This is a genomic window from Aliidiomarina minuta, from assembly GCF_003987145.1.
GTDB classification, from domain to species: domain Bacteria; phylum Pseudomonadota; class Gammaproteobacteria; order Enterobacterales; family Alteromonadaceae; genus Aliidiomarina; species Aliidiomarina minuta.
In genome coordinates, this window is record NZ_PIPL01000001.1 from 1,991,288 (window position 1) to 2,010,725 (window position 19,438).

A 19,438-nucleotide genomic window follows, 5' to 3' on the forward strand; every position below is an offset into this window, starting at 1 on the left:
TAATAGATTGTTTACAAGCGATTATTTTTAATTGACCCATTTTGGGTCAATTTTGCCCCAGGAGAACCAAAGTATGCGCCTTTCTCTTATTGCCGCGGCGGTCGGTATGGCAGTAGCCGTCAGCGCCTGTTCTGACACTAATGATGATTATCCGGATGTGGATGAAAGTCAGGCTGAACAAGCACAGGATACAGAACATCGTCATTCCGACGATGACCGTGCAGATACCGCCACATTCGGGGCAGAAAATCCTTTTTTCATGGCCAGCTCATTGCAATATGAAGCGCCCGACTTTGCTGCTATCGAAGACAGTCATTACGCGCCAGCTTTTGATGCAGGCATGGAACAGCAGGCAGCAGAAATTCAGGCGATTATCGAAAACCCTGAAGATCCCAGCTTTGCCAACACCATTGAAGCCATGGAACGTAGCGGTGAGTTATTAACCCGGGTATCACGCGTATTCTTTGCTATGGCAGGATCTACCAGCAACGATACTATCCGCGATTTACAGGGCGAACTGGCACCTAAGCTATCTTCTCACCGTGATGACATTTTCCTGAACAGCGCTTTATTTGAACGTGTGGACTCGCTATATGAACAACGTGATGAACTCGATCTTGAGAGCGAGCAGTTGCGACTCCTGGAAGTCACTCATGAGCGCTTTATTCGCGCTGGTGCCAACCTGAGCGAAGAGCAGATGGCGCAAATTCGCGAACTTAACGAAGAAGAGTCTGAGCTCACGACCCGCTTTGCCCGCAATGTTCTTGAGATGGGCGATGAAATTGCAGTAGTCGTCGATTCAGAAGAAGAACTGGAAGGACTGGACAGCTCAGCCATTCGCAATGCCAGCCGCCGCGCGGAAGAACGCGACATGGATGACAAATATGTGTTGAGCATTACCAATACTACGCGCCAGCCAGTATTAAGTCAGCTTAGCAACCGTGAGGTGCGCCAGCGGGTATGGGAAGCCTCCGCATACCGTGGACTGGGTCGTGATGGCGGCATTGATAACACCCCAATCGTCAGCCGTCTAGCCAAGCTACGCGCCGAGCGGGCTGAAATCCTGGGTTATGACACCTTTGCTGATTATGCACTGGAAGAGCGCATGATAGGTACGCCCCAGAATGCCCTGGACATGTTGACTGACATGGTAGATGCCGTGGTCGCTAATACCCTGATTGAGCAGGAAATCCTGGAACAACAGGCAGCGGATATGGGCCACGACCACGATTTTGAACCGTGGGATTGGGAGTTCTACGCAGAACGTGTCCGCGAATCACAATACGATCTGGATGAAAACGAAGTACGTGAGTACTTTGAATTTGATCGGGTGCTACACGACGGTGTGTTCTACGCAATGGAGCGCCTCTACGGCATCACTTTCGAAAAGCGTGATGACCTGCCGGCCTACCATGAAGATGTCAGTGTGTATGAAGTATTTGACAACGATGGCGCTAGCCTGGGCATCTTTTACGCCGATTACTTTGCTCGTGAAGGCAAGCGTGGCGGCGCCTGGATGGGTTCTTTTGTAAACCAGTCTCACATGATTGAGAGCAAACCCGTTATATACAACGTGATGAACATTCCGAAAGGACCTGATGGTGAACCTACACTGGTTTCCTACGACCATGTAACTACCATGTTCCATGAAATGGGTCACGGCGTACACGGGCTGTTTTCAGACGTTTACTACCCCAGCCTGGCAGGCACTTCAGTGCCACGTGATTTTGTCGAATCACCTTCGACCTTCCACGAAGACCTGGCCCACGATCCTGAAATTCTGGCCAACTACGCGAAGCACTATGAAACAGGAGAGCAAATCCCTGAAGATTTGCTGAGCCGCGTTATGGATGCACTGAGCTTTAATCAAGGTTTTAATACACTGGAATATATGTCAGCTGCCTTGTTAGATCTTGAATGGCACATGCTAAGTGCCGATGAGCCAGAGCAAGACGTGGAAAACTTCGAAGCAGAAGCACTTGCTAAATACGGTGTGAATTTGCCCAACGTTCCACCACGTTACAAATCAGCCTACTTCTCACATATTTTTTCCGGTGGTTATGCAGCTGGGTATTACTCTTATATGTGGTCTGAAGTATTAGCGGCGGATGCCTTTGCTTACTTTATGGACGAAGGCGGTCTGGAAGGTGATGTTGCTCAGCAGTATCGCGAGCATATTCTCTCTCGTGGGGGTACCAAAGAGGCGATGGAAATGTACATCGACTTCCGTGGTTCAGAACCTGACACGCAGCACCTGCTGATTCGTCGTGGTCTGAGCGACGGTCCGGTTGAACCAACGAATTAGTCCGGTGTGCCTGACTCTAAAAGCCGGTTACTGCAAGTAGCCGGCTTTTTATTTTACAGCGAGTTATAATTCCCCAGCACCTTTAACCGGGCAATTTGAGATACGCTTTTCAACGCGCCGCGCATGGCAATATCAGACAAGCTACCCTCCACATCCATGAAGAAATGATATTTACCAAACCCCTCCCCGGTTGGCCGCGATACTATAGAGGTCAGGTTCAACTTACGTGTAGAGAAGCAATGCAACACTTGCTCCAGTAAACCAGGCCGGTCGGCTTCGTTAATCACCAGAAGCGATGTTTTAGTACCGCCCCCCATCCGATTCGGATTATCACTCAACACCAAAAAGCGAGTCTGGTTATGGGCGTAATCATGCACCCCGCTTTGCGACCAGGAGCTGCGCTTGTTCGCTGCGATATGGCTGGGGATTATAGCGGCCGCTCCGGGTTCAGCCTCCGCGCGTTGCAACGACTCCACATTGCTTTCTGTAGCTACCAGCTCAATATCGCCCAGGCTACTAATGAAATCCCGGCACTGCCCACGCGCTACAAACTGCACAAAGAGTCGCTGTATATCTGTTTTTTTATCGACCTGCCCGATACAGTCAAAAGCAATATCCAGATTAAACTCACTGACAATATGCAGATCCGCATTGACCAAGTGATCCAGCACTACCGGGACAAACCCCTCAGAAACATTCTCAATCGGAACCAGAGCAAAATCACAACCCTGCCCGGTTGCCATCAGAACTCGTTGCAGATGAGAAAAATAAACCACCTCGACAACTTCGTTAAAGCTCTGAGCATAACGCTGAGCAGCTACATCTGAAAAAGTGCCTGCTGGTCCTAAGGTCGCTATTTTTATCATCTTTTTTTCCTCGGTTTGCTTCTGCTCTTATCATGCCAGAGGCTTACGTGGTTATCAGCCATAAAATTAGTTAGTATCCCTAGTGTTATCACTTTATAAACAAGGATTCCCATGCGCACTTCAGCTTTGCTTGCTTCTTTATGCACAGCCAGCCTGCTCAGTAGTCAGGTTACTATTGCCAACGAAGGTCCCGGCCAACGGCTGAGTGACATCGATGATTATATCGAACAGGGTCGGCAACAGTGGCAGATTCCCGGCATGGCCGTCGGCATAGTGCACCAGGACCGTCTGATACACGCTCAGGGGTATGGTTCACTGGGTCTTGAGCATGACACTCCGGTAGACCAGGACACTTTGTTTGGTGTGGCCTCTACCAGCAAAGCTATGACCGCCACAGCGCTGGGTATGCTAGTAGATGACGGTAAACTGGACTGGGACGACAAGGTTATTGAACACCTGCCCTATTTTAAATTATCCGACCCCTGGGTCACTCAAGAAGTGCGTATCCGCGATCTTCTTACTCATCGGGTCGGTGTTGGCCGTATGACCGGCAACCGTATTCGCTTTATGCCGACCAGTGACCGCGAAACCGTCATTCGCCAGATGCGTTACCATGAGTTTGAACAACCTTTTCGTTCTTCTTATGTATACAGTAATGTAATGTATTCTGTCGCTGGCGAAATAGTAGCCGAAGTGTCAGGCATGTCCTGGGATGATTTTGTCGCCCAACGTATCTTTACCCCCCTTGATATGACGCGCTCCAATACCTCCATTACCCAGTTTTCCGAAGACGACCAGAATATCGCCTTTCCGCATCAATTTATTGAAGGCCAGATTCAGCCTATAAATCGGCGTAATTTTGATAACGTCGGCCCTTCAGCTTCAGTGAACACCAGTGTCAGAGATATGGCTCAATGGATTCGCTTACAGTTGGGGGAAGCTGGGGTCTATAACGGTCAACGGCTGGTCAGTGAAGACGTTATGCTGGAAACCCATCAACCGCAAAATGCGCTCAAGCGAAGTCATAATGAAGCCTCACCTGCGGCCTATGGTTTTGGCTGGTCACTGAATAGTTATCAGGGTTACGCTACCGCCTCCCACGGAGGGGCCACTGACGGCTTCAATACCAGCCTGATGCTGGTTCCGGAACTTGATTTAGGCATCATCGTAATAACCAATACCTTCGAGAATTACCGCCCCGCAGTGGTTAATGAAATCATTGATCGGGTGGCGGACTTACCCCGACAGGACTGGAAAGAGACCCAATGGGATGCTTATCAGGAGCGTTTCGCTGAAGTCATGGAACAGCGAGAAGCGATTGAAGCAGAGCGTCAGAGCGACACCCATCCAAGCCTCAACAAAGAACAAATGACAGGGCGTTACGAGGATGACCTTTATGGCGAAGTTGAAGTCTTCGCTACGGAAGATGGCAACCTGGCGTTACACTTCTGGGATGACGGCGAATCCATTCTCGACTTAGAGCACTGGCACCATGATACCTGGCGCGCCAGCTATAGAAACCGCGCTCAACGTGAGAAGTTCGTGCATTTCACCCGCGATAGGGATGGTGAAGCAGGCGCTCTGCATGTCACCTGGACCTTGCGTCCTGCACTACTGCAAGTAGGCATTTACCCCACACCTTACTCGCGGGAAACCCGTTTCCAACGTAAAACGGATTAACGGAGCTTTTTTATGAAGCATTCTCCTCTTATCCAGCGCCATGCCTGTTTTGTCTTGCTCATTGATATACAGCAAAAACTGGCCCCGGCCATTGCTGAAAGCGAGTCAGTCATTGAGCGCAACCAATGGCTTCTGAATATCGCCCACGAGCTTTCGGTACCTGTTGTCGCCACCGAGCAGTATCCTTCAGGCCTGGGGCATACTGTTGCAGCCCTGGAGGAGCAGATGAAACAGGCCATTGTCTATGAAAAGCTGCATTTCAGTGCCTTTCAGGAAAAAAGCATTGCCGATGCTCTGGTCGGACTTAACCGCCCTCAGGTCATTATTACTGGTACCGAAACCCATGTTTGTGTCCTGCAGACCGCCCTCGACATGCAGGAAGCGGGCTTGCAGGTGTTTGTTGTAGAAGACGCGGTCGGTTCTCGTCGCGAGCTGAATAAACAACTGGCACTGCAGCGCATGCAACAAGCTGGTTGCGTCATCGTAAGCAGCGAAATGGTTGCTTTTGAATGGCTGCAGCGCTGCGCTACTGACGAATTTCGTCATATCAGCAAAACCTACATTCGCTAATTCGCCCGTTTTTCCCGCCAGGCACTGCCAACCCGGTCGCCAATCACCAGTAACGCTGGCGTGAGCAGCAAGGTCAGCAAAGTTGCAAAAGCAAGTCCGCCCGCAATAGCACTGGATAACTGCGTCCACCATTGAGTCGATGGGGCGTTTATACCCAGACTGGGCTCCAGCAGGTTCACATTCACGCCCAACACCATAGGCATTAACCCTAAAATTGTAGTTACCGCAGTTAAGAGTACCGGCCGTAAACGCAGACAACCGGTTTCAATAGCGGCATCCAGCGCGGATAAGCCCTGCTGCCGATGCTCATTATAGGTATCGATAAGCACTATATTGTTGTTCACCACGATACCCGCCAGTGCAATGACGCCCATACCCACCATGACAATACCAAACGACTGACCGTTGATAAGCAAGCCGAGCAAAATACCGGCGGTAGAAAGCACAATAGCCGACAGTACCAGAGCCGTTTGATACAGACTGTTAAACTGAATAACCAGAATGAAGGTCATCAGGAATACCGCAATCAGGAAAGCGATCAATAAAAACTGCGCCGCTTCCTGCTGGTCTTCGCCTTCCCCTCCAATACTCACTTGCACCCCCTCAGGCATATCCCCGAGCACACGCTGCTGAATTTCACTTAAACGTTCATCAAGACGGTAGCCCGCCTCCAAATCCGCCTCTATAGTGACCGCTCTGCGCCCGTCCATGCGACGTAGCGTACCCACTTTCGGCGCTGGCACCAGCTCTACTACATGAGCAATAGGTATTTGGCCCCGGGCAGATTGCACCGTCAACTGCTGGAGCTGATCAATATGCCGCCAACTCTCCGGAAAGCGCAGCCGGATATCTACCTCATCGATGGCATCCTCGGGTCGATAGCGGGCCAGCAGAATACCATTGGTAATCAACTGCACGGCGTTGCCTACAGTGACCACGTCAGTGCCTAAACGAGCGGCTTCTTCGCGATTCACCTGCACTCGCCATTCAATACCTGGTAAAGCTCTGTCATCTTCTACATCTATAAAACCGCCGGCCTCTTCCATGGCATCCAGAATCCTCTCCACTTGCTCATCAATCAATGAGGGGTCCGCCGCACTCACCGTTAACTGGAAGGGTTTGCCCTCAGCAGGTCCTTGCTCCTGCTCTCTGAACTCGAGCAAAATACCCGGAATATCTTCCGTTCGCTGCTGCATGTCGGCGAGAATCTCACGGGCTGGTCGTCGCTCCTGCCAGTCAATAAACTGAAACTGCAGGACCCCTATGGTGTCTACGCCCATATTCCAGCCCGGCTCTGCAATAGATCGCGCATACAGGGCTTTAACTTCCGGCATATTCAACAAGCGGCTTTCCACCCGACGTACCAGCTCATCTTTTTCATGAACGGACATATCACCGCGGGCTCTGACCGTCACCTGAGCCGATTCAGGTTCCACCGAAGGGAAAAACTCAACGCCATGGTTAAAACGTCCGTACAGCACATAAATCAGAAGAATCACCAACATCACCGCACCCAGCGTCCACCAGGGACGCTGCAGTGCTGATGTAAGAGAGCGCCGGTACCAACGCCCAAACCATGTGGGCTTGCTATCCTCATGACCCTGGGTGGAGCCACTCACTGCCCCCAGCGTAGGTAAGAAGATAAGCGCCATCACCAGTGAGGCCAGCAGACAGATGATAACGGTGGCGGGCAGGTACTTCATAAATTCGCCCACCACCCCTGGCCAGAAGAGCAAAGGAACGAATACTGCCAGTGTAGTCGCGGTTGAAGCGATAATAGGCCAGGACATGCGGGTTGCCGCTTTCGCCCAGGCATCTGCCGGAGCATCGCCATTGCGCCGGTTACGATCCGCCAGCTCACTAACCACAACAGCGCCGTCGACTAACATACCGGCGACCAGAATCAGCGCAAAAAGCACCATAATATTCATGGTGTAGCCGATCGCCCAGAGAGCCAGAATAGCGGTCAGGAAAGCCCCCGGTATAGTGATACCTACCATCAACGCTGAGCGTACCCCCATCGTGGCAATGATAATCACCAGCACCAACACTACAGCGGTCATCACATTATTCATCAACTCCGACAGCATGGTTTCAACGTCAGTGGATTCGTCCATGATGAAATCGACCTGCAAACCTTCCGGCATCATAGACTCAGCCTGGGTCAACAAGGTCCTGACCTGAGCAACGGTATCAATAATATTGGCGCCGGCGCGCTTGGAAATTTCCAACACCACCGCGGGCTGGTCGTTTATGCGGGCAAAACCCTCAGGATCAAAAAAAGCGCGTCTTAATCTGGCTACATCACCGAAAGTCACCACATTGTCGTCATCAACTTTGACAGGAACTGAGAGCACATCCTCCAAATCAGCGATAACGCTGGGCACCTTCATCGGAAAGCGCCCGGCTCCCGTGTCCAGGCTACCCGCTGCAACCAGCTGATTGTTCCGTGATACCAGCTCAAACAACTCATTGTAGTTAATACCGTAACTGGCCAGTACCTGCGGGTGCGCAATAATCTCTAGTAGATCTTCTCGGTCACCACCGATTTCAACTTCCAGCACTTCGGTAATGCCTTCAATTTCTTCTTTCAACAATCTGGCCGTATGTATCAGCTCAGACTCCGACAGAGGTCCGGAGAGGCCCACTGAAAGCACCGGAAACAAGGCTACGTTGACCTCGTGTACAGTGGGCTCTTCCGCTTCCTGCGGAATATAGGCACGCGCAAGATCGACCTTTTCACGTACATCCTGCAGCGCCGCCCGGGCATCAAAACCGGCATCAAACTCCAGCGTCACAGATGCATGACCCTCTCCAGCCAGTGCGGTCATTTCCCGCAGCCCTTCGAGTGAGCGCAGTTCCTGCTCCATCGGCCGGACCATGAGACGCTCGGCGTCTTCCGGGCTTACGCCCTCGTAAATCATAGACACATAAATGATCGGAATGGGAACGTCAGGATTGGCTTCTTTAGGTATCACCTGGTAGGCGCTGTAACCACCGACCAGCAGAATTAAAAACAGCAGCAGTGTGGCTCGACTGCGTTGCTGCGCAGCGCGGATGATGCTCTCCATCAATCCTCCTCAGCCATAACCACTTCAACCTGCTGGCCCAGCTCGACAAAACCAGCGCCCTGAGTAATTAACCTGACCTGTTCAGGCAGTCCCTCAACCCAGGCCGAGTCGCGACCTGCACTGAGCAGCCTGACTTCCTGTTCACGCACCCGCTCATCCTCATCGACATAACGCACCACCAGGCGCCCATCGCCGTCCAGCGATAACAGTGAAGGAGACAGTTGATGAGCGAAAACTTCCGCAAGCTGAATTTTTAAGCTTGCTGTGCCTCCGGCAATGCGTCTTAAATCAGGATTTTCTGCTTCAACTTCAACAAAGAAACTGCGTGTTTCCGGGTCGGCAACGGTAGCAATATGACGCAACTCACCTCGCAATACGCTGTCATCCAGCAGTTGCACTTCAACCGGCTGCCCCACATTTAATCTGGCGACTTCCTGTTGAGGTATCTGCGCCATAATCCGTAGGCGAGAGATGTCTGTGAAGTGAACTAACTCCTGACCGCTTTGCACATAATCTCCGAGCTCAATCAGGCGCCGATCAAAAATACCGGAAAAGGGAGCTTCAGGACGGGTGTAGCTCAGCGCCATTTCTGCAGCTTCCAGTTCGGTAGCCACTCTGGCCCGTTCAGCAACCAGGCGCAGATACTCTATTTGGGAAGCCAAATCCTGACGCCGTAACTGTTCCGCACCACTTAACTCCGCAGCCGCCAGTTCCGCATCGGCTTCCAGCTGAGCGACCCGTGCCGCGCGTTCTTCTGCATCCAGTTGCAACAATACACTGCCAGACTCGACGCTTTCGCCCTGAGCTACAGGCAAATCAATAACTTCACCCGACACCCTGGCAATTATCTGTATCTGTCGCCAGGGCTCTATACGCCCCTGAACACCCAATTCAGGCTGATAGTATTCAGCTTCGTAAAGCTCTGCTTCAATGCGACTGGGGGACTCAACAACTTCTTCCGTGACATCCGGAGCTTCATCCGCTGAGCGCAGCACATCGCCGGAAGCGAGCCATATAATAAGCAAGAGAACCAGACCAAGCGCTAACCACAGGGGGTTAATACCTTTTAAAAACAACAGTGCGCTCCTTAATCGAAGTGGGGCTTTTATGCGTATACTTTTATGTAATATAAATGCGATACGCTAAAGTTAGCCGAGCTGGACTACTTTTTTAAGTAAAAAACGTAACTAAATATGAATCAAGGGTGAGAGCTTTACTAAGCTGTTACTATTAGAGTTCATTACATTTTGGAGTACATCATGGAAAATCTACCCCTACACTACATCATTATAGTACTCGCCATACTGGCGATTATTTCACTGTCCGTTCGACTTATCCCGCACCGGCACGTAGCCCTGGTGGAACGCTTTGGTAAATATACCCGCACCCTGGAGCCAGGCCTTAATTTCCTAATCCCTTTCGTAGAGAAGATTTCTCACAAACAGTCGTTACGGGTTCAGCAGTTGAATGTCAGTATCGAAACTAAAACCGCTGACAATGTTTTTGTTATCGCTCGTGTCAGTGTGCAGTACTTCGTTGAGTCAGCTGAAGCGGCTTACAATGCTTTTTATCAGCTGGACGATCCAGAAGAGCAAATCACATCTTATGTTTATGACGTAGTGCGTGCTCAGATACCACGTCAGTCTTTGGATAACGTATTTGATAATAAAGATGAAATTTCCAATGTGGTCATGACCCAGCTACAGGACGCTATGGAAGAATTCGGTTTCCGTATACGTAATACGCTGGTCACCGATATTGATCCTAATGAAGATGTTAAACGTTCCATGAACCGTATCAACGCGGCACAGCGTGAGCGTCGTGCGGCCGAACATGAAGCCGAAGCTGAACGCATTAAAATTGTTAAAATTGCCGAAGCGGATAAAGAGTCTAAAATACTCTCTGGTCAGGGTGTTGCTGGTCAGCGAAAAGCCATCGCAGAAGGCTTACGTGAGTCTATTGATATGGTCGTGGATGAGAAGAATGGTATAGGCGCTGAACATGTAGTCTACCTGCTTACGTTCACCAACTATGTCGACGCACTGGAGTCCATCGGTAAAGATAATTCCGTTATCATGGTCCCACAACCTACAGGCCAGCTGGATCAGATGGAAGAAATACGTAACTCCATCATCAGCGGCAGTGCAGTAAGCAACGCAGCCAAGAAAAATGGCGGCAAAAAATCGGCTAGCTAAACTTTAACGGCCGATATGAAAACGCAGGGTCTGTACCACCCAGGACAGGCCCTGTGCAGCTGCCAGTGACTCCGCTGTATTGCCTTGATGATCGTTAACTTCAACGTCCGCTCCAGCCTCAAGTAATACGTCAATCACCTCTTCTGATTGCAGTAGCTGACTTGCACAGCTTCAGCAAAGCGGCAAAACACTGTTTTGTCAGTCAGCCCACATTGAGCAACCAGATACGCAAACTCGAACAACAGTTTGCTATTTTGCTGTTTGAACGTAATAACCGCCAGGTAACCATTACTCCGGCGGGGCAAATGATGGTCGCCAGTGCACGCCGCATTATTCGCGAAGTTGAGCAGATGAAAGCCATTAGTCAGATTCAGATCGACCCCTTTGCAGGTCAATGCCAGCTTGGCGCTTTTCCAACCCTGGCGCCTTATTTATTTCCCAGCCTTGCCCCGGCATTAAAGGACGCCATGCCTGACTTGCGTCTTCTGTTACGCGAAGAAAAGACTCAGCGTTTGCTCGAATTGCTTCATGAAGGCGAGTTGGATCTGGCGTTTATCGCCCTGCCCATAGAGGACGAACAACTGGACGCCGAGTTGTTATTTAATGATGACTTTTTGCTCGCCGTGCATTCCTCTCATGAACTGGCGACTAAAAGCGAAGTCTCTATCGACGTGCTGGATAAGACAGAGCTTATGTTGTTAGAAGAAGGTCATTGCATGCGCCAGCAGGCGCTGGACATCTGCCGTCTGCAAGTCTCAGGCGAGGAGCAGACTTTTCGCGCAACCAGTCTGGAAACATTACGCCAGATGGTACAAGCCGGCACCGGCATTACTCTGGTACCCGGCATGGCCGCGCAAACGGAAACGCCACGGGTTAGTTATATTCCATTTAGCAGCCCGGCACCCAGCCGACAGATAGCGCTGGTAACACGCAAAGAACAACAGCCACAAGTACTTTACCAGCGCATTGCAAGCATCACTAAAGAGCTATTCAGTCCTGGTCGTAGCTGTACTCTGAGGTAAACCTTTCACCCGCCAGATACACAGCTTCGATGCTACGAAGATTACGCACCCGCTGTAAAGGATCTTCATTAAGCACTATGAAATCAGCCCACTTGCCCGACTCCAGCGTACCCAATTCATCGTCCAGTCCCATACACGCGGCCGCATGGCGAGTCGCAGACACCAGCACGTCTTCTGCGCTCATGCCGGCATCTTCCATCATCTCCATCTCCATGTGTTCAAAATAGCCCTGGAAACGAGCAGGTGGGCCGCTATCGGTTCCCATGGCAATACGCACTCCGGCCTCATGCAAACGCATCATATTCTGCTTTGCCAGCGGTAAAGCTTCACGGTAGTAATCGGCTGCCTTTCCACGAAAATTCTGCTGAACTTCCGGTTTTTGAAGTTCCTCCAGAACCTCTTCATCCGCGGTAGCCAGGAAAAAAGGGTCGTCAAAAAAGTCCGGTCGCTCAGCGTAGACATACACCGATACTTCACGGGTCAGCGTAGGCGTCAGGCAAATATTATCCGCCAGCATCAGGTCAATGAGCTCCTGATCAACTTCAGCATCCCGGATACTGTGTGCCAGCAAGCTAGTGCCTTCTTCCAATAATCCTTTAGAGTCTTCTAAGGTAACCATGTGTGAAGCCAGTGGTAGCTCGTATCGATCCGCTGATTCTATGACCTGACTATAAATTTCGCGGGGCATCGCCTCTTGCCGCCCCAGTTGGTCATCTACTCTTATTTTCAGCCAGTCAGGCTGCTGCGGTATCGCCGCTTCAACCTGCTCACGAGCTTGCTGTCGGGTTTCTGGGTTAAGTACATCTCCCGCTAACCACAAGCGTGCGCGTTGAGGGTCTGCCGGCACCTGAGCGTCACGAACCTGAAAGGCTTCCGGAGGCTCATCACCTAAGCTCACGACACTGGTTACGCCATAATGTGCATACAGCTCAAGCTGGTCTCTTACGTTGTCTTCACTATGCGCCGCTTCACCGGTTTGTAATCCCCTTGCCATGCCCACATGACCATGCGCATTGATTAAACCTGGAATAATATATTGGCCACTGACATCATGATAATCGACGCCTTCAGGTAACGGCTGTTCCTCAAGCGAAAAAATGCTCATGACTTTGCCGTTACGCACCACCATAGCGGCGTTCTCCTGGTATCCCTGTTCACTTCCCAGCCATATAGTGGCACCTGCCCAGACTTCAGTGCCTGCAAACATCTGAGCCAGATCCTCGCTTTCTACCGGGTTTTGTCCAGGTTCTGGAGAACAAGCCAGTAAGCCACTGACACATAACAGCATAACTGAATACTTACGCATTCTTTTTCTCCTGTTCACAAAGTTAATCGCCAAGAGCCGCGCCTTCCATCCGTCCGTCTGCGGCCCCTCTCCACCCCTGCGGAGTGCGTTCTATTCCGTGAAGTCCGCTTTCCAGTCCTTCCAGACTGACTCTGTGGCCCATCTCAGTTAATGCACTCTGATGCTGTTCAAGAAAAGTACCTCGTTCGATCTCAAGACGTTCACCCCGATGCAGTATATTGGGAAGGTCAATCGCCTCTTGTAAACTGAGCTCCCAATCCAGAATACCGACGAGAGTTTTCGCCACATATCCGATAATACGACTGCCGCCACGCGATCCCAGAATAAACTGCAATTCGCCTTCCTGATCAAAGACAAAAGTCGGCGCCATGGAGCTACGAGGACGTTTACCACCCTCAACTTTGTTTGCCACCGGCAAGCCTGCGCGTTGCGGCCGAAAATCAAAGTCCGTCATTTGATTATTCATTATCATACCGCCACTCATCATACGGGAGCCAAAAGGTGCCTCGATAGATCCGGTCATACTGGCAGCATTGCCCTGACTGTCTACCACTGCAAGGTGGGAAGTTCCCGCTTCTTCGTCTTCCTCTACAGGAGGTGCGCCTTCAAACTCAGCGACCACGCCTGGGATTCCCGGGTTAGCTTTCACCAATGCCTTTGCCGGATCCAGTAGTTCATAGCGCTGACGCAGATAGTCTTTATCAATCAGGCCCTGAGTATTGACGCGAACAAAGTCTGGATCTCCGATATGAAACTGACGGTCCGCAAAGGCCATCCGATTGGACTCAGCCAATAAATGAATAAATTCAGTACTATCTGGTTGCATAGCCTCGATATCATAATGCTCCAGGACACCCAGGATCTGCAGCAAAGCTATACCTCCCGATGAAGGCGGCGGAGCGCCGCAGATTTGCCATTCGCGGTATTCGCCGCATACCAGATCGCGTTTCACAGCACGATAATTAACAAAGTCCTCACGACTTAATTCGCTCGGCCAGGGCCAGCGCCGGGCTGCGCGAGCACGATAATCAGCCCCCATGTCGCCTTCGTAAAAAACAGCGGGCCCTCGATTAGCTAACTGGCGAAAAGATTCTGCCAACTGCGGATTACGGAGTTTGGGTTGCTCAGAATTTGCAGGCAAAGAAATGTAACGTCTTAAATCAGGAAATAACATCAAAGACGGGTCATAGGCTGCCTGACGACGCAATCGGTTCGGCATAGGAATGCCCTCTTCTGCCAGTTGAATGCTCTGCTCAAAAAGTGTCGCCCAGGGAAGCCGACCATGCTCTTCATGAGCCTTATGCAGCATTGCAATCATGCCCGGCGTACCCACAGCGCGTCCTGTTATCATAGCCAGCCAATGATTAATGGGAATACCGCCGGGAAAGCGAAACCAGTTCGGGGTAGCAATCAGAGGTGCTGTTTCGCGACCATCGTAAAAATGCTGCTCTCTGGATTCGGCATCGTAGTACAGTAAAAAGCCTCCGCCTCCGAGGCCTGTTTCATGTGGTTCACTAAAAGTAAGCGCAATTTTAGTGGCCACCGCTGCATCCATGGCGTTGCCGCCCTGCCGCAGTATCTCGCGCCCAATATCACTGGCATACCAATTTGCTGAAACCACCACATGCTCTTCAGCATGAATAGCGTTGGTTGCCGAGTGGTCGTCAAGTTCCGGACCTTCGCTACAAGCGACAGACAGCACGCTCAGTATAACTATAAGTGGGATTGGTAATTTAATAAGCTATCCTTTTTGTTGCCATTCTTGCAGAATCTATTGCCAATTATAGACCCTGAATGCCTGCCTGACTTCTAACTAGCCAGTAAAAAGAAGCTTCTTTCTTACTCTCTACGTTCAGACTGCTTTTCCAGCATGCTTTCCATCCGCGATAGCTGTGATTGCATATCAGTGACGTGCTGCCGCAGGTATTTAATATCCGCAGCTTCTCCTTCGCCCTGCTCGACTTCAAATGCCGCACTTTCTTTTTGCATCACCTCAAGCACGATTCCTATCATCATGTTAAGGAAGATAAAGGCACTGAGGAAAATAAAGGAAACATAATAAATCCAGGAGAGCGGGTAGACCTCCATAGTTTCATACATAATTGCCGTCCAGCTCTCAAAGGTGGCAATACGAAACAGAGTAAGCACTGAAATAGCAATGTTATCCCAATAAAACGGATTGACATCATGAAACATGAAGCTGCCAACGGCTCCGTAAATATAGAAAATAATAAACATAAAAAGTGCCACGTAGCCCATGCGCGGTAGAGCCTTTAATAAGGCATTCATGAGCATGCGTAGTTCAGGCACCATAGAGACCAGCCGAAGTACACGGAAAACCCGCAGTAGTCTTGCAATCAATACGGTTTCACTGCTTTCTACCGGCAGCAGGCTTGCGACCACAATAATAAAGTCGAAAATATTCCAGCCTGATTTAAAGAAGTCGCGCAGCCTGGGTTCGGCCACCAGACGAATACTGATTTCAAGCAGGAAAAAAAGTGTGACGAACCAGTCCATAAAATTGAGGATGGTCGCAAACCTATTGGTTTCTTCGTAGGTTTTTGCGCCCACCATTAACGCTGACAGCACAATAATGGCTATCACTACAGTTTCAAATATCTTATTTGAACGCAGGCGCAAGAACTGCGCCTGCCAATGTCTAAAGTCTTGCCTTTGCATAACTGCCTTTTACAACGATTTCACTACCAGGCCCACAGGCGCAGACCGAGCCAGCCAGCATACCAGAACCAGAGACTTAACCCACAAGCGGCAACAGCGGCTATCAGGCAGCGAATTTTAGCAATAACGGCCTGCTCATGTCGCCAACTCCATAAGGTCGTAAAAAGCCCTGCCAGAGCGAATAAAGGAAAGGTCAGGCTGAATACAAATACCAGTACCGAACGCCAGTTATCTGTCGCAGCCTCTTCCAGGCTAAGACTACCCGCAACGAACACAAGCAATAGTAAGGATAAAGCTGACAAAGTGATAAAAGTCCGCATCCAGCTGTTATTCAAAGCCTTGTGCCGTCCGAAAGGGTGGGTGAGTAAAATAACCACTGACAGCAGCACTAAAAATGCTGGCATTAACGCTTGCGCAGTGCTTACCCGCTGACGCACTTCACCATGCGCTTCAATCTGCAATTCGCCTTGTAACCCACTGTATAAAACACCTACGACACTACCATCGCGGCGATGTGCCAGACGACTGCCATCTAATGAACGTAAGGGTACTGTCGGTGATAACCAGGGTCTCAGATCCAAATCAGCACCGTCCCGGCTCATGTATGCCATATCAAACACTTGCTGCAATGGTGCCATAAGCTCATGCTGAGGATTCTGTAGCTGATACCAGCCTTGCCAGCGTTGCTCTACCGCAATACCTGAAGGCACCGTCATGACACCACCTTTATCGCGGATAAGAAACTGCCAGATTTGTTCTTCCAAAGCTGGTAATAAAGTATCTGTATTTGTCAGAATGACATAACCGATGTCATGCTGCGGCGCATAACGCAGGGTAGCACTATGCCCTCCGACTGATGATGTCTTACCGTGCCAGTAAGCAAAACGGGCGCGAGTGTCTACCCCCGCGCCCACACCATAAATAAGCCCGGCATCACTGGCTAACGTACTTCTGGGCTGCTCCATACTACTCAATGTCTCGGCACTAAGTAACGAGGTCGGGAAATCACGCCCCTTAGTCAACCAGAATTGTCCTAATCGCGCCATATCAGCAGCACTGCTGTAAGCACCTTCACTGGCCCATAACCAACGGTCTTTACTTTCAGTTTGGCGCGGTGGCAACCCCAGATGACCTGGCATCAGTTGCTCCTCAGGCACCGCGGGTAAATGACTAAAAGTAGATTCAAGCCGTAAAGGACTCAATACCTGCTGGTGCAAAATCTGCTGCCATGACTGTTCATAATGGCTTTCCAGTAAAGCGCCAATAATTGCATAATTAACACTGCTCGGGCTACTCATGGTGCCAGGGGGCCAACGCACCTGCAAAGCGCCGGGGTCACGGTTCAAAGCGGCTATATGAGGCGCATCGGGGTGCAAACGATAGTGATTACGGAAGCGTCGCTGATCAAGACCACTGGAGTGTTCCAGTAAATGTACCAACTGCAATGAGTGTTGTTCAGCATACGGATTTCGCAGCTGTAATTCTGGAAGGCGCCCTCCAACATCGCTTTGCAGAGAAAACGTTTGCTGCTCAACTAATTGCATAATGGCAATACTGGTCATCATTTCAGTAAGGTTGCCTACGGCATACAATGGCTCGTTTTCCTTTTCGGCAGCGCTTCCATAATCTCCACGCCAGCGAACGCCAGCGGTATCGAAAATAATGATACTGGCAGCGGGCACACCCAAGGTCCGTACCCGTTGCTGTAACCGCTGCTCAAGCTCCTCAGTGCTGGAGGGCCAGGCCATCATGTCCACCTGAGCCTGTGTCGGCGGGCTAAAAGATAACCACAAGATAGCTAAGAGGAGTACGCGCTGAAAGAAAACATTCATGTTTAAGCTTCCAGTTCCTGAGCGGTAAATACATCTTTAAACAACGGAGTACTCAGGTAACGCTCTGCCGAGCTCGCTATGATAACAACGACATTTTTATCTTTGTTTTCCACTTTCTCCGCCACTCTTTTTGCTGCCACCACTGCAGCACCGGATGAGATGCCCGCCAGAATACCTTCTTCGCGCATTAATCGGTGCGCCATCGCCATGGCATCTTCGTTACTCACTCGCTCCACGTCATCTAGCAAGCTCAAATCCAGGTTTTTCGGAATAAAGCCTGCACCTATACCCTGAATTTTATGAGGTGCCGGAGTCAGCTCTTCTCCAGCCAGCGCCTGGCCAATAATAGGAGAGTCTGCCGGCTCAACGGCTATTGCCTGCATGGCTGAACCTTTTTCTTTAAAATAACGGGCCACCCCGGTAATAGTACCGCCGGTACCTACACCGGCGACAAAGAAGTCCAGCTTACCGTCGAGCGCCCGATCAATTTCCGGGCCTGTCGTACGTTGGTGGATACCCGGGTTAGCCGGGTTTTCAAACTGTTTAAGCTGCACATATTTGTCAGGCCATTCGCCAGCCAGACGTTCAGCTTCAGCCACTGCCCCTTTCATACCTTTATCAGCGGGTGTTAAACGCAATTCAGCTCCCAGCGCTTTCAGTAGTTTCCGCCGCTCCAGGCTCATAGATTCCGGCATAGTCAATAACAATGGATAACCACGTGCGGCCGCTACAAATGCCAGGGCAATACCTGTATTACCGGAAGTTGCTTCGATGAGTATTTTGCCTTCGCTCAGTTGCCCGGATTCCTCAGCAGCCCAGATCATACCGGCCCCAATGCGACATTTAATGCTGCTTGATGGGTTTCGGCTTTCCATTTTTGCAAATACCCGGCCGCCAGCTACCCGGTTAAGGCGGACCAATGGCGTATTGCCAATGCTACTGGCGTTGTCTGCAAATATATTTTTGTCCATTAAGGGTTCCTGATTAAATCGTAGGGTCAAACCTGTCTAAGGCTTCCTGACGGCTCTCTGCCGCGCGTTTTTCTGCTTCTTTAAAATCTTCATCTTCCAGTTCAATCCGGGGCAGCTCACCACAAACATCGCCGCCCATTTTATTCACAGAGCGACAGATCTCACCGACTCGTTCATCCAGTAGATTCACATGGTCTAACATACGGCCAATCGCCATCGCCACAGGATCCGGATTATCCGGCGATACCGCATAAGCATCAAAACCATATTTTCGGGCGATAGCTGCGCGCTTCTTATCGTCGGTTGTATGTTCCGGAGGCGTGACTATACGGCCCGGTATGCCTACCATAGTGGCGCCCTCAGGCACATCCTTAACCACCACGGCATTAGAGCCAATACGCGCATTATTACCGACATGCAGTGGCCCCAGAATCTTGGCTCCTGCACCTATTACCACGCCATTACCCAGTGTCGGATGTCGTTTCCCCGCTTTCCAGCTGGTGCCTCCTAAAGTAACACCATGATAGAGCGTACAGTCATCCCCTATTTCGGCGGTTTCCCCTATGACCACACCCATACCGTGATCAATAAAAAACCGGCGCCCGATAACAGCACCCGGGTGAATTTCAATACCTGTCAGCCAGCGCGCCAGCGTGGATAAAAAACGGGCCAGCCAGCGCAGTTTCCAACGCCATAGACGGTGAGTCAGTCGATGCCACCAGATAGCATGCAACCCTGGATAATTGGTTAACACCTCAAAAAAATTACGGGCTGCCGGGTCTCGCTGATAGACACTGGCTATATCTTCTCGCATACCTTTAAACATTAGGCTTTCCTGTCAGTTCCGGGGTTTGGTCGCAACATTTTAACGGCTCGCCTAGTATAGCGGTCTCAGGGCCTCGGGGTGAAGCAGAGTTGATAAAAGTCTGATATGTTGAAAC

The 19,438-nt window shown here is 50.6% G+C and carries 15 protein-coding genes; 5 read left to right on the top strand and 10 right to left on the bottom strand.

What is annotated here, in order from left to right; translation table 11 throughout:
- Nucleotides 1-73: 73 nt before the first annotated feature.
- Nucleotides 74-2,305: a M3 family metallopeptidase gene (locus CWE09_RS09590; RefSeq protein WP_126803741.1), complete on the top strand. Its 2,232-nt coding sequence runs from the start codon at nucleotides 74-76 to the stop codon at nucleotides 2,303-2,305.
- A gap of 53 nt (nucleotides 2,306-2,358) precedes the next feature.
- On the opposite strand, the gene CWE09_RS09595 is transcribed toward CWE09_RS09590, so the two are convergent.
- Nucleotides 2,359-3,171: a prephenate dehydratase gene (locus CWE09_RS09595; RefSeq protein WP_126803742.1), complete on the bottom strand. Its 813-nt coding sequence runs from the start codon at nucleotides 3,169-3,171 to the stop codon at nucleotides 2,359-2,361.
- 111 nt (nucleotides 3,172-3,282) lie between these two features.
- Between CWE09_RS09595 and CWE09_RS09600 the strand changes: the two genes are divergently transcribed.
- Complete coding sequence (locus CWE09_RS09600; protein ID WP_126803743.1) at nucleotides 3,283-4,851, top strand: serine hydrolase; 1,569 nt, start codon at nucleotides 3,283-3,285, stop codon at nucleotides 4,849-4,851.
- 12 nt (nucleotides 4,852-4,863) lie between these two features.
- Nucleotides 4,864-5,421 carry a hydrolase gene (locus CWE09_RS09605; RefSeq protein WP_126803744.1) on the top strand — a complete coding sequence of 186 codons (558 nt, stop codon included), beginning with the start codon at nucleotides 4,864-4,866 and terminating at the stop codon, nucleotides 5,419-5,421.
- Here the strand turns inward: CWE09_RS09605 and CWE09_RS09610 are convergent.
- Nucleotides 5,418-8,492: an efflux RND transporter permease subunit gene (locus tag CWE09_RS09610; RefSeq protein ID WP_126803745.1), complete on the bottom strand. Its 3,075-nt coding sequence runs from the start codon at nucleotides 8,490-8,492 to the stop codon at nucleotides 5,418-5,420. The genes CWE09_RS09605 and CWE09_RS09610 overlap by 4 nt on opposite strands.
- Nucleotides 8,492-9,568: an efflux RND transporter periplasmic adaptor subunit gene (locus tag CWE09_RS09615; RefSeq protein WP_157982846.1), complete on the bottom strand. Its 1,077-nt coding sequence runs from the start codon at nucleotides 9,566-9,568 to the stop codon at nucleotides 8,492-8,494. Before CWE09_RS09615 ends, CWE09_RS09610 begins: the two co-directional genes overlap by 1 nt.
- 183 nt (nucleotides 9,569-9,751) lie before the next feature.
- Here CWE09_RS09615 and CWE09_RS09620 point away from each other — a divergent pair, with 183 nt between their 5' ends.
- On the top strand, nucleotides 9,752-10,687 hold the full coding sequence (locus CWE09_RS09620; RefSeq protein ID WP_126803747.1) for an SPFH domain-containing protein: 936 nt from the start codon (nucleotides 9,752-9,754) through the stop codon (nucleotides 10,685-10,687).
- A 3-nt stretch (nucleotides 10,688-10,690) separates the two neighbouring features.
- On the opposite strand, the gene CWE09_RS14300 is transcribed toward CWE09_RS09620, so the two are convergent.
- Nucleotides 10,691-10,825 carry a hypothetical protein gene (locus CWE09_RS14300; RefSeq protein ID WP_275541089.1) on the bottom strand — a complete coding sequence of 45 codons (135 nt, stop codon included), beginning with the start codon at nucleotides 10,823-10,825 and terminating at the stop codon, nucleotides 10,691-10,693.
- 23 nt (nucleotides 10,826-10,848) lie between these two features.
- Between CWE09_RS14300 and CWE09_RS09625 the strand changes: the two genes are divergently transcribed.
- Complete coding sequence (locus CWE09_RS09625; RefSeq protein ID WP_126803748.1) at nucleotides 10,849-11,709, top strand: LysR substrate-binding domain-containing protein; 861 nt, start codon at nucleotides 10,849-10,851, stop codon at nucleotides 11,707-11,709.
- Here the strand turns inward: CWE09_RS09625 and CWE09_RS09630 are convergent.
- The 6 genes from CWE09_RS09630 to cysE all read right to left on the bottom strand — a co-directional run bounded on the left by CWE09_RS09630 (nucleotide 11,678) and on the right by cysE (nucleotide 19,323).
- On the bottom strand, nucleotides 11,678-13,015 hold the full coding sequence (locus tag CWE09_RS09630) for an amidohydrolase family protein (RefSeq protein ID WP_126803749.1): 1,338 nt from the start codon (nucleotides 13,013-13,015) through the stop codon (nucleotides 11,678-11,680). The two genes, CWE09_RS09625 and CWE09_RS09630, sit on opposite strands and share 32 nt — an antisense overlap.
- Nucleotides 13,016-13,037: 22 nt before the next feature.
- On the bottom strand, nucleotides 13,038-14,717 hold the full coding sequence (gene ggt / locus CWE09_RS09635) for a gamma-glutamyltransferase (protein ID WP_157982847.1): 1,680 nt from the start codon (nucleotides 14,715-14,717) through the stop codon (nucleotides 13,038-13,040).
- A 137-nt stretch (nucleotides 14,718-14,854) separates the two neighbouring features.
- The gene (locus CWE09_RS09640) at nucleotides 14,855-15,694 is read right to left on the bottom strand and encodes an ion transporter (RefSeq protein WP_126803751.1); all 840 of its coding nucleotides are present in this window, start codon (nucleotides 15,692-15,694) and stop codon (nucleotides 14,855-14,857) included.
- Nucleotides 15,695-15,717: 23 nt separating this feature from the next.
- Complete coding sequence (locus CWE09_RS09645; RefSeq protein WP_126803752.1) at nucleotides 15,718-17,526, bottom strand: serine hydrolase domain-containing protein; 1,809 nt, start codon at nucleotides 17,524-17,526, stop codon at nucleotides 15,718-15,720.
- A gap of 2 nt (nucleotides 17,527-17,528) precedes the next feature.
- Nucleotides 17,529-18,497, bottom strand: coding sequence for a cysteine synthase A (gene cysK, locus CWE09_RS09650; protein WP_126803753.1), 969 nt, complete (start codon nucleotides 18,495-18,497; stop codon nucleotides 17,529-17,531).
- Nucleotides 18,498-18,510: 13 nt separating this feature from the next.
- Nucleotides 18,511-19,323: a serine O-acetyltransferase gene (gene cysE, locus CWE09_RS09655; RefSeq protein ID WP_126803754.1), complete on the bottom strand. Its 813-nt coding sequence runs from the start codon at nucleotides 19,321-19,323 to the stop codon at nucleotides 18,511-18,513.
- Between the last annotated feature and the right edge of the window lie 115 nt (nucleotides 19,324-19,438).

Excerpts from the sequence above, each read along its gene's own strand:
- CWE09_RS09590 (WP_126803741.1), top strand. The coding sequence starts at position 74 with ATGCGCCTTTCTCTTATTGCCGCGGCGGTCGGTATGGCAGTAGCCGTC.
- CWE09_RS09595 (WP_126803742.1), bottom strand. The coding sequence starts at position 3,171 with ATGATAAAAATAGCGACCTTAGGACCAGCAGGCACTTTTTCAGATGTA.
- CWE09_RS09600 (WP_126803743.1), top strand. The coding sequence starts at position 3,283 with ATGCGCACTTCAGCTTTGCTTGCTTCTTTATGCACAGCCAGCCTGCTC.
- CWE09_RS09605 (WP_126803744.1), top strand. The coding sequence starts at position 4,864 with ATGAAGCATTCTCCTCTTATCCAGCGCCATGCCTGTTTTGTCTTGCTC.
- CWE09_RS09610 (WP_126803745.1), bottom strand. The coding sequence starts at position 8,492 with ATGGAGAGCATCATCCGCGCTGCGCAGCAACGCAGTCGAGCCACACTG.
- CWE09_RS09620 (WP_126803747.1), top strand. The coding sequence starts at position 9,752 with ATGGAAAATCTACCCCTACACTACATCATTATAGTACTCGCCATACTG.
- CWE09_RS09630 (WP_126803749.1), bottom strand. The coding sequence starts at position 13,015 with ATGCGTAAGTATTCAGTTATGCTGTTATGTGTCAGTGGCTTACTGGCT.
- CWE09_RS09640 (WP_126803751.1), bottom strand. The coding sequence starts at position 15,694 with ATGCAAAGGCAAGACTTTAGACATTGGCAGGCGCAGTTCTTGCGCCTG.
- CWE09_RS09645 (WP_126803752.1), bottom strand. The coding sequence starts at position 17,526 with ATGAATGTTTTCTTTCAGCGCGTACTCCTCTTAGCTATCTTGTGGTTA.
- cysK (WP_126803753.1), bottom strand. The coding sequence starts at position 18,497 with ATGGACAAAAATATATTTGCAGACAACGCCAGTAGCATTGGCAATACG.
- cysE (WP_126803754.1), bottom strand. The coding sequence starts at position 19,323 with ATGTTTAAAGGTATGCGAGAAGATATAGCCAGTGTCTATCAGCGAGAC.